Below are 9,776 nucleotides of genomic sequence, written 5' to 3' on the forward strand. Positions count from 1 at the left end.
GTTTTTAAAGTAATATTTCGACTACATGGGGGTGTCCAAGGAAGTCTTGAGGGCTTGCTGTTGGTCCATAAGCGCCAGATTGAAACACTACCAACCAATCGCCTATTTGTGGATCGGTTAACATCATTTTATCGGCTAAAGTGTCCAGTGGTGTACACAAAGGGCCAACGGCGGTAACGGCCTCTGTGCCCTTACCTAGGTTCATTTTGTTACCTATTGCGACTGGATAGTTTTTGCGGATTACTTGACCAAAATTACCTGAATTAGAAAGATGATGATGGAGGCCACCATTGGTCATTAGGTAGGTGTGGCCCCGTGAGACCTTTTTATCAGTGATTTTACTCACGTAAATTCCCGCTTCAGCAACAATAAAGCGGCCTAATTCTATGATCAGTTCCAGTCTTGCCAGGCTTGGGTATTTAGATAAAAGCGCAGCGAGATTATCACCTATTGACGCTAGTTCTAACCTTGTTTCCCCCGGAAAGTAGGGGATACCGAAGCCACCACCCAAATTCACCGTTTCAACATCAACGGGTGTTACATCAAGTAGGCGCTGTGCCAATTCAAACGTATTGTTGTGCGCGTCGATAATGGCATCTTGCTTGAGGTTTTGAGAGCCCCAAAATATGTGGAAGCCGCGAAATTGTATTTTGCTGTAATCTAATGTGGGCAATAATTCAAACAGACGCTCTTCGTCAATGCCGAATTGCTTCGGACCACCTCCCATTTTCATACCTGATGCTTTTAATTCAAAAGCAGGATTCACTCGGAAGGCGATAATAGGCAATATTCCAACTTGCTGACCTATCTCAATGGCTCGTGAAAGCTCTAGCTCTGATTCCACATGCAATGTAACTCCTGCACAGATAGCGGATTTAATTTCAGCTTCTTGTTTTGCTGGGCCTGCAAAGCTAATGTCTCTAACAGGCATTCCAGACTGCAGAGCAATTAGCATTTCTTTTTGTGATGCAACGTCAAACCCTTCAACCCATTCACACATGGCATTCACTAATGGCGGGTAGGGATTGGCTTTAATCGCATAATGCAATTTAATGGCATCGGGAATTGCTTGATTAAATTTGTCAATTTGTGCTTTTACAACTTTTTTATCGTAGGCGTAAAACACTGATTTATCGAGTATTGCCTCTATAGTGTCAAGATTCTTTCCACCCACTAAAATGTGCTGATCTTTAGTGTCGAATTGATCCATGGGGGCGTGTACAGGAACTGGCTTAGACATTTTCGTACTTTTCCTTTACTTCTTTAGTGAGCAAACTGCGGTCAACCTTCCCATTGGGATTGCGTGGAAGGGAGCTTCTGAATTCGACATATTTAGGATGCATAAAGTTAGGCATGGATTTTTTACACATAGCTAAAATCTCTTTTTCGGAACGCTCTACGTTTTCTTTAAGCACAAGCAGCAGTGTAATGGCTTGGCCTAATTCTGTATCTTTTACGCCGCTGGCGATAGCCTCAGCAATATCGCTACATCCTTGATAGCAGGCCTCTTCAACTTCCATTGGACTCACTCGATAGCCTGAGGTTTTAATCATTTCATCTTTACGGCCGACAAAATATAGGAAACCTTCAGCGTCTCGCTTAACAGTGTCTCCCGACCAAACAGCCATTTCTTGCAATACTAACCCGTTTAACTGAGCAGGCACGGGTTTGAATCGTTCTGCAGTTTTGGCCGGATCATTCCAATATCCTAGACTAACATGGGGGCCTCGGTGCACCAATTCACCTGGTTCATCAACATCACATTCAGTGCCATCTTCACGCACAACCATGACTTCAGCATTAGGAATGGCTTTGCCCATTGAGCCAATTTTTTCATCGACTAAGGCAGGATCCAAATAGGTACTGCGAAATGCTTCGGTTAAACCGTACATTAAATATGGTTTAGCTTGGGGAAATGTAGCACGAATAACATTTAAGGTTACTTGTGGCATAGCGCCACCAGAATTAGTGAAGTAACGCAAATTTTCAGTTGCTTCTGTTGTCCATTTCGCTTTCATTAATTGTTGCCAAAGTGGGGGCACAGCAGCTAGTCCGGTGACTTTGTGTTGGGCCATTGCTTTGACTACATCACCCGCCAAAAAGTAGTCCATTAACACTACGGTTGCGCCACGCAAAAAGCCGGTAGTAATCTGGCTTAATCCATAATCAAAACTCAAAGGTAGCAGCGCTAAAAGTACATCTGATTGATCATTCTCAACATACTCGGCGACGCTAATTGCACCTACAACAATATTTCGGTGCGACAATACAACTCCTTTAGGTCTGCCGGTACTTCCCGAGGTATACAAGATTGCAGCCATATCATTGTCAGTGCGATGCACATGCGTTAATGGCTTAGTTTCTAAATCCGAAAATAGGCAGAATTCTATCCCTTCAATACTAAAGTTGGGTAGCTTGTCAGTTAGAATCACTCGTTGCAGGGCAGGGCAGTTTGATAATACTGGCTCTAGGGATTTGAGCCTATCACTGCTAGTCATTAAAACTTTCACGTCGCAGTCGTTTAAGATGTGTCGTACCTGGGGGCCTTTCAAAACCGAGTTTACTGGCACGAACACGCCATTTGCTCGACTTATGGCGAATAGACTAATAATAGTTTCAGGTAATTTAGGTAAGAAAACTGCAACGCGATCATGGCGTTTAACGCCAATGCATTGGAGACCTGAGGCTAATTTTAAAATATTGCTTTCAAGTTCTTCGTATGACATTTTCGTTTGTTTGAAAATTAAAGCAGACTTTTGAGCATATTGCTTCGCGGATTCAGATACTAACTCATCAAAAAACGTTACCATTTTTAATACTAATCTCTTGTTTATGGGTTGCAACTATTTCTTATTACTTTAAATAATGGAACAATACATCAACGGATGATAGAAGTTTATGTACGATCTATCTAAAAAATACAATAATACAGGTACTGAGAGTATGAATACAGCCGCGTCTGTGAAAGAAATTTTAATTGATGTTTTACAATTATCTAGTGATGTTGAATTTGATGAGGATACACCTCTACTGGGAGCAATTCCTGAATTTGATTCGATGGCTGTGGTAACAGTGTTAACGTCTATTGAAGATACCTTTGGTGTTGAAGTAGATGATGATGAAATAAGTGCAGATATATTTGAAACCTTTGGAGCATTGTGCGGATTCGTTGAAACCAAAGTTTAATTCTCTCCTATTACTAAAGAGTCATTATGAAATATCAAAATATCATGCTGGTGTTTGGGACTCGTCCCGAAGCTATTAAAATGGCGCCGTTGGCAATTGAACTTAAAAAGCACAGTGAATTAAATGTTTCTGTTTGTGTTACAGCGCAACACCGACAAATGCTTGATCAAGTATTATCACTTTTTGAACTTACCCCTGATTTTGATTTAGATTTAATGCAGCCAGGGCAGGATCTCTATGATATTACCACCAGAGCATTGTTGGGATTACGGGATGTGTTTAGTCAAGCTAAACCCGACCTTATTTTAGTTCATGGTGATACCACAACCACCTTTGCCGCCTCGTTAGCGGCGTTTTATCAACGTATACCAGTAGGTCATGTAGAAGCTGGGCTTCGGACCGGGGATATTTATAGCCCTTGGCCTGAAGAAATTAACCGCAAGTTGACTGGGGCACTCACAAAATTGCATTTTGCTCCTACTCCAAAAGCTGAAGCTAATTTGTTGGCAGAGAATATATCTTCGGATTCTGTTTTTGTGACAGGGAATACGGTTATCGATGCGTTGATTCAAGTCGAAAGTAAAATTACCACTGATGACTCTTTAAACCGTGAACTAGCCAGCCGTTTCGAATTCTTAGATCCAACCAAAAAGCTTATATTGGTTACCGGACATCGACGTGAGAGCTTTGGTGATGGTTTTGAAAATATTTGTAGAGCGCTAAAAACCCTGGCTGAACAAGAAGATGTTCAAGTTCTTTATCCGGTGCATTTAAATCCAAATGTACAAGAACCCGTCAATCGTTTACTTGCCAACACGCCAGATGTATTTTTAATCGACCCTCAAGATTATCTTCCTTTTGTTTACCTAATGAGTCGAGCACACATTATTCTTACCGATTCTGGAGGAGTACAAGAAGAAGCTCCATCCATTGGCAAACCGGTTTTGGTAATGCGTAACACAACCGAAAGGCCTGAAGCCGTAGAAGCTGGAACAGTTAAATTGGTTGGAACAGATTACAACAAAATAGTTGAAAATGCGTTTTCGCTATTAAATGATGAAAAAGCGTATCAGGCCATGTCTTTTGCCCATAATCCATACGGAGATGGGAAAGCATGTCAAAGAATAGCGAATTTAATAATAAATAACTAAGGGATAAACATGGCATTTGCTAAAGTTTCAGTTATTGGTTTGGGTTATATTGGTTTGCCCACCGCCGCGGTAATAGCTTCTCGTGGTGTCGAAGTCATTGGTATAGATGTTTCTGAAAAAGCCGTTGATACAATTAATCAAGGTAAGGTTCATATTGTGGAGCCAGACTTAGATATGGTTGTTCAAGCAGCTGTGACCATGGGGAAACTTCGAGCTTCTCTTACACCTGAACCCGCTGACGCTTTTATGATAGCCGTACCTACCCCCTTTAAAGAAGGTAAAAAACCTGATTTAAGTTTTATTGAAAAAGCCGCTAATGCCATTGCTCCTGTGTTAGAAAAAGGCAATTTAATCGTTTTAGAGTCAACATCACCGGTGGGGGCAACAGAAAAGCTGACAGCTTGGTTACAGGCATTACGTCCAGATTTGCACTTTCCTGGGCATAGTAGTCAAGAGCCGGATATGTTTGTTGCACATTGTCCAGAACGAGTATTGCCAGGACGAGTATTAGAAGAACTGGTATCAAATGACCGCATTATCGGCGGGATGTCTGCTGAATGTAGTGATAAAGCCATTGAGCTTTACGATATTTTTGTGCGTGGTAATTGTTTAAAAACCACTGCTCGGACGGCGGAAATGGCAAAGCTCACTGAAAACAGCTTCCGCGATGTGAATATTGCATTTGCTAACGAGCTGTCGATGATATGCGACGAGTTGCACATTAATGTCTGGGACCTAATCGCTTTAGCGAACCGCCATCCAAGGGTAAATATCTTAACGCCAGGGCCAGGTGTCGGTGGACACTGTATAGCTGTTGACCCATGGTTTATCGTAGATTCAGCCCCGAAAACTGCCAGAATGATCCGCACCGCTAGGGAAGTGAATGACGGTAAACCGGGATTTGTCATTGATAAAATAAAAAAAGCTGCTGACGAATTTAAACGGCCGGTTATCGCATGTCTGGGATTAGCGTTTAAACCCGATATTGATGATCTGCGTGAAAGCCCTGCACTAGACATTACCCTTAAATTAGCGCAAATGGGCTTAGGTAAGGTGCTTGCTGTTGAGCCTAATATAAAAGCCTTACCCGAAAAACTGGTTGCTGCAGATATAGAATTGCTACCCATTGATTCAGCGTTAGAGCAGGCAAATATCGTGGTTGTATTAGTTAATCATAAGCAATTTAAAGGTCTTGATAAAACCCATTTAAATACCAAAGTACTAATAGATTCTAGTGGGTTAATTGCCTAGTTGTTGAGCTATTTCAATGCTAACATCATCATAGTTTGACCCTTTTAAGGGTCTTCTTGTTTATTAAATTTCATACCAACGTTAAAGAGAAACATATGTGTTCAATTAAAAAATACGGAGTATTGCTTGTTGTTCTGGTAATGATGGGGTGTAGTCAAAAAACACCTTCCGAATACATCGATGAAGCAGAAAAAGCGATTTTACAAAATGACACTGAAAGTGCCGTAATCGTCCTAAAAAACGCTCTGTCATCGGATCCAAAAAACTTGCGTGCACGATTTTTATTAGGCTCGGTGTATTTTCAGCGTGGTAACGCTGAATCTGCGGAAAAGGAACTTAAAATAGCCTTCGAAGGCGGCTATTTTAAAAACGAAGTTTTACCGCTTTATTTGGGGACACTTAATTTCTTACATCGAGATGATGAAATCATCCAAGAGGTAGAGCGTTTAACCGGACTGACAAGTGAAACAGAAGCCATTGCTCAGATGTATAAAGGTTTGGCTTTATTCCGTAAAAATGAAGTTTCTCGCGCTAAATTAGCTATCAAGCGAGCCACAGAACTTTATCCTGACTCTTCATACAGCCGGTTAGGAAGAGCTCACCACGCATTAAACGATGGTGAAGTGACAGATGCATTAATTATTCTTGAAGAGTTGTTGGCTGACGATCCTAAGTTTATGGAAGCGGTGTTGTTGCAAGGGCAACTGAGTATGCAGCAACAAGATTATGCAACTGCTATTAAAGATTTTACAGAATACGTTGCGCAAAAGCCGGGTGATGCCCAAGGAAACTTCTTACTAATTGATGCTTTATTGAGAGATGAGCAATATGATAAAGCTGAATCACTTACTGTCGATTTGCTTAAAAAGCTGCCTGATAACCCTAAACTTAATGAGTTCATAGGCATCGTACAATTCCATAATAAAGACTACTCAGCAGCAAAAACGTCGATGGAGCAAGCAATTTCTTCTGGTTCTAACTCGCCTACTTCTCGTCTTATCGCAGGTGTATCTTCTTATAACCTGCAGAAGTTGGAACAAGCTCATAACCATTTAGCCGCAGTGCAAGGGGGACTTCCTCAATCACACCCAGCAAAAAGGCTTTTTGCTGAGATTCAACTTCGTCTAGGTTATAGCACTGATGCGGCCCAAACCCTTGGAGGTATGGGTAGTTATGACTTAAATGACGTGACATTATTTACCCAGGCAGGCTTTGATTTAATTAAAAGTGGCGATGATTCAAAAGCACAACAAATGTTGGAATTGGCTAAAAAAACTGATCCAACTAATGCGGAAGAGTTAACTCGTCTAGGAATTTTAAAATTATCCTTAAAAGATGATACAGGTATAGATAATTTGAAAGCTGCCATAGAGTTATCTCCCGAATTGGAATCTGCTAGATTGGTATTGGCACAAGCTTACGTGAGTGAAAGAAGTTATGATAAGGCTATCGACGTTGCCAAAGATTGGATTGCATATGCACCTGAACAAGTTGTAGCCCACAATTTGTTGGCAGAAATTTATGAGTTATCAGAACAAAATACATTGGCCGAACAAACCCACAATGAAATCCTTAAAATTGCCCCAAATAATCCCTCATCTTTGAAGTTTTTGGCTGAGTTGGCTAAACAAAACGGAAACGAGGATAAAGCTCTCACACTGCTTAAAACAGCCGCAGAGAGCAATCCTGAGTATGTACAAGGCTCATTTGATTACTTCATCGAAGCATCTCGACAAGGCAAAGAAGAAAAAGCTCAAGCACTGGACTTGATTAAGTCCATGTATGAAAAACAGCCTGATGACTTAATGAAGCAGCTTAATTATGCTCGTGCACTGGTATTTAATGTTGAACCACAAAAAGCACTAACCATTTTAGAGGAAATAGAGCCCGCTAAGGATATGCCTCTTTTCTATTGGAAGGCACAAGCTGACAGTTATTTAGCCCTCAACAAACCAGCGGATGCAATTAATGTTTACACTACTTGGCAGCAACTTGAGCCTAAAAGACGAGATCCATGGACGGGTGCAATCTATATTAATGACGGCCTGAGAGATTTCACCGGTGCATTAGATACCGTCAAACGAGCATTAGGGTATCATCAAGATGATCCTGAATTAAAAGTAATGGAAATACACTATAGTTTAATGAACGGTAACGTTTTAGTCGCCAAAAGGTTGATGAATAGCCTGCCAGAACAAATTAAGTCGATGGTGACAGTGAAAGGCATTAATGGCCAAATACTTTTTGCAGACGGTAAAATTAAAGAATCCTTACCTCTATTAGAGGAGTCTTATAATGCTAGCTTGGATGGCAGGTTTGCAATTTTGATAGCGAAAGCTAAAGCAAATTTAGAAAATTCTCAGTCAGCAATCGATTTTCTTGAAGCTCACTTAGATAAGCGACCCAATGATTTTAATGTGAGAGGGCGCTTAGCTGAAACCTATATGGATTCGGATCCTGAAAAAGCCATTGAGCATTATGAAATGATCATAAAGTTTTTGCCCGAGAATATTATTGCTTTAAATAACCTCGGTTGGTTGTACTCAGAAGTAGGTGACAGTAGCAAAGCAGTTGCTTACGCGGAAAAAGCTGTTGCATTGCGCCCAGAGAATCCGAAGTTGTTAGATACTCTCGGGGTTGCATTGTTAAAAGATGGTCAGATCCAACGAGCCATTGAAACGAGTAAAAAAGCGTTCGATATTGAACCTAGTAATCAAAGTTTTCGTGTTCATTATGAAAATTCTCTCAGTGCTAACCAATAAACAAAAGGCTAGGGGTAATTAAAGTGTCAGTTTTTTTAACAGGATTAAATAGCTGAAATTAAAATAATCAATAAAAACAGTAACTTAAAAGTTGGCCCGCTATGTGCATTATATTAATCATGGAAAGCTTGTGAAACACTTAGCAACTTTGCAACCTAAAACTTATAAATTACTTTAAGCTGGAGAATAGACATGAAAACTAAATCCTTATTAGCAGGAATAATCTTAGCAACAAGTTCTTCTGTTGCTATGGCTGATCAATTTTTTATCGATGTTGGCGCTGACTTTGGTGACAACTTTAGAAATCAAGCTGCTGGCGCAACAACTACAGGTTGGTTAGAGCAAGCTACTTATAACTATCAATCAGAAACTTTAGTTACTGACGCTGATGCAAATGGTCCTAGTGATGGTGACGCAATCGTGACTACGGGTGGTTTTACAAGTGGTCCTGCTGCAAGCTCTGCAATCGCATTCAATGCTGTTGAAGGTTTCTTACCTAATAGCTTTGGTCCAGAAAGTGACAACGACTACGGTGATTGGGGTTTAACTTTCCAATTCGAATTATCTGGTTCTCTTGGTCCATCTTTAGCGACTAACTACACTTCTGGTGATATTACGTTCTTTTATTTTGAACCTGGATTCGCTGACACATCTGAATTCGTAGAGTTATTTACTCTTGATTTCGTATCAATTGTTCAAAGTCTTGGTGGTCCTTCTTTGAAAACTATGGTTTCTTCTGTTGGCGCTGGTACAGTAAACGGCGTTGCAGCGGGTGACGTGTTTAATTTTGCAGATGGTTCAATGAGTGATTTACTAGGTGACATGGTCGACATCTTCTCATTCGTAGACTTCAACACTGACCCTAACGATGTAGCCGTTACTAACAACTTCGATGGCACTTATACTTTGAATGGTAACCATGACGGTTCAATTTCATTCCAAATTCCTGAGCCTTCAAGCTTAGCCGTTTTGAGTCTAGGTCTTCTAGGTCTTGCTGGTGCAGCTCGCAGACGTAAAAGCTAAGATTGCTTAAAAAGCATCAAGAAAACCCGGTTTAATACCGGGTTTTTTATTGCTTCAATATTAGCATAAAAGCAGATTATCAACTTCACCTCGTCCATTCTATCGCTCTCCTGTCAATTTAACTGGCATGCATATCCATTGTTCCAATTAACTCTAAATAGCCTAGGTTTGGGGCATAGCTACACCCACAAAGGCTTGAGTGAAATTAACTTATACTTCTGAAGCTGTGACTTATAGCTTGGTTGGTTTAATAACTCTTTGTTGAAGCGGATTATTAGTGAGCGTCTAGCAAAGACCATCTCGTCAGTTCATATTTAGCACCGCACAATGTCGTTTTTGATGATCAGTCGGAGACATTATGCGCAGAGAGCGTCGAACGAAAGAACAATGGCAAGCGATATTT

Annotated in this window: 7 protein-coding genes; 5 read left to right on the top strand and 2 right to left on the bottom strand. The window is 40.7% G+C overall.

Features of this window, described 5'->3' with window-relative positions; translation table 11 throughout:
- Positions 1-4: 4 nt before the first annotated feature.
- Together ACYVIL_RS12305 and ACYVIL_RS12310 are read right to left on the bottom strand one after the other, a co-directional pair.
- Positions 5-1,240 carry a pyridoxal-dependent decarboxylase, exosortase A system-associated gene (locus tag ACYVIL_RS12305; RefSeq protein WP_460312617.1) on the bottom strand — a complete coding sequence of 412 codons (1,236 nt, stop codon included), beginning with the start codon at positions 1,238-1,240 and terminating at the stop codon, positions 5-7.
- A complete protein-coding gene (locus ACYVIL_RS12310) occupies positions 1,233-2,810 on the bottom strand; it encodes an acyl-CoA ligase (AMP-forming), exosortase A system-associated (protein ID WP_460312618.1) in 1,578 nt (525 codons plus the stop codon). The genes ACYVIL_RS12305 and ACYVIL_RS12310 overlap by 8 nt, the downstream gene beginning before the upstream one ends.
- A gap of 88 nt (positions 2,811-2,898) precedes the next feature.
- Between ACYVIL_RS12310 and ACYVIL_RS12315 the strand changes: the two genes are divergently transcribed.
- The 5 genes from ACYVIL_RS12315 (at position 2,899) to ACYVIL_RS12335 (ending at position 9,373) form a co-directional block, all read left to right on the top strand.
- The gene (locus ACYVIL_RS12315) at positions 2,899-3,186 is read left to right on the top strand and encodes an acyl carrier protein (RefSeq protein WP_303474391.1); all 288 of its coding nucleotides are present in this window, start codon (positions 2,899-2,901) and stop codon (positions 3,184-3,186) included.
- Positions 3,187-3,212: 26 nt separating this feature from the next.
- Positions 3,213-4,337: a non-hydrolyzing UDP-N-acetylglucosamine 2-epimerase gene (gene wecB / locus ACYVIL_RS12320; RefSeq protein WP_303499543.1), complete on the top strand. Its 1,125-nt coding sequence runs from the start codon at positions 3,213-3,215 to the stop codon at positions 4,335-4,337.
- Between the two features lie 9 nt (positions 4,338-4,346).
- A complete protein-coding gene (gene wecC / locus ACYVIL_RS12325) occupies positions 4,347-5,588 on the top strand; it encodes a UDP-N-acetyl-D-mannosamine dehydrogenase (protein WP_303474389.1) in 1,242 nt (413 codons plus the stop codon).
- Between the two features lie 95 nt (positions 5,589-5,683).
- Positions 5,684-8,350 carry an XrtA/PEP-CTERM system TPR-repeat protein PrsT gene (gene prsT, locus ACYVIL_RS12330; RefSeq protein ID WP_460312619.1) on the top strand — a complete coding sequence of 889 codons (2,667 nt, stop codon included), beginning with the start codon at positions 5,684-5,686 and terminating at the stop codon, positions 8,348-8,350.
- Positions 8,351-8,542: 192 nt separating this feature from the next.
- The gene (locus ACYVIL_RS12335) at positions 8,543-9,373 is read left to right on the top strand and encodes a PEP-CTERM sorting domain-containing protein (RefSeq protein ID WP_460312620.1); all 831 of its coding nucleotides are present in this window, start codon (positions 8,543-8,545) and stop codon (positions 9,371-9,373) included.
- Positions 9,374-9,776 lie beyond the last annotated feature (403 nt).

This window comes from Aliiglaciecola aliphaticivorans, assembly GCF_054782055.1.

Coding starts and splice junctions, on each gene's coding strand:
- wecC (WP_303474389.1), top strand. CDS start 4,347: ATGGCATTTGCTAAAGTTTCAGTTATTGGTTTGGGTTATATTGGTTTG.
- ACYVIL_RS12335 (WP_460312620.1), top strand. CDS start 8,543: ATGAAAACTAAATCCTTATTAGCAGGAATAATCTTAGCAACAAGTTCT.
- wecB (WP_303499543.1), top strand. CDS start 3,213: ATGAAATATCAAAATATCATGCTGGTGTTTGGGACTCGTCCCGAAGCT.
- prsT (WP_460312619.1), top strand. CDS start 5,684: ATGTGTTCAATTAAAAAATACGGAGTATTGCTTGTTGTTCTGGTAATG.
- ACYVIL_RS12315 (WP_303474391.1), top strand. CDS start 2,899: ATGTACGATCTATCTAAAAAATACAATAATACAGGTACTGAGAGTATG.
- ACYVIL_RS12305 (WP_460312617.1), bottom strand. CDS start 1,240: ATGTCTAAGCCAGTTCCTGTACACGCCCCCATGGATCAATTCGACACT.
- ACYVIL_RS12310 (WP_460312618.1), bottom strand. CDS start 2,810: ATGGTAACGTTTTTTGATGAGTTAGTATCTGAATCCGCGAAGCAATAT.